The following is a 550-nucleotide window of genomic DNA, read 5'->3' on the forward strand; positions in this document are numbered from 1 at the left end:
CGGCAGCGTCAGATGTGTATAAGGGACAGGCCGTACATGTCGCGGTGCCAGCCGTGGCGTCCGGGGATGCGGATGGTGCGCGGCGGGCCGCTGGGCAGGGCGATGAGGTGGGCCGACAGCAGGTGGATGTTCGGGCTGAGGAGCTGGACGACGGTGGGCAGGACGGCCCGGTTGGCGAGGAGCGGAAGGAACGCAGGGTCGAGGTTGAGGCATCCGCGGAAGCCGTCCTTGCCGTCGCCTCCTCGGTCGCGGCCCTGGGTGATGTCGCTGGCCAGCAGCTTCTCGGCGGCGGTCAGGAGCCGGTCGCGCAGGTCCGGGGTGATCGCGTCGCGGACGACCGCGTACCCGTCGCGTTCGAAGGCGTTGATGGTGCCGGCGTCGGGGGCGACGGGTGGGAGCGGGGTGCTCATGCCGGTATCTCCTTCGGGGTGCCGGTGAGGGTGGTGGCGAGCTGCCACAGGCCGGAGTCGTCGAGGCCGCAGAGCTGGCGGAGGCGGGTCTTGTCTCTTATACACCTCTCCGAGCCCACGAGACTAGCGCTCAGCTCGTA

Annotated in this window: 1 protein-coding gene; it reads right to left on the reverse strand. The window is 70.0% G+C overall.

Annotated features, from left to right (window positions below; translation table 11 throughout):
- Positions 1 to 8 precede the first annotated feature (8 nt).
- The gene (locus tag C1J00_RS48690; RefSeq protein WP_102914281.1) at positions 9 to 410 is read right to left on the reverse strand and encodes a phytanoyl-CoA dioxygenase family protein; all 402 of its coding nucleotides are present in this window, start codon (positions 408 to 410) and stop codon (positions 9 to 11) included.
- Between the last annotated feature and the right edge of the window lie 140 nt (positions 411 to 550).

The sequence above is a fragment of the Streptomyces cahuitamycinicus genome (assembly GCF_002891435.1).
GTDB classification, from domain to species: domain Bacteria; phylum Actinomycetota; class Actinomycetes; order Streptomycetales; family Streptomycetaceae; genus Streptomyces; species Streptomyces cahuitamycinicus.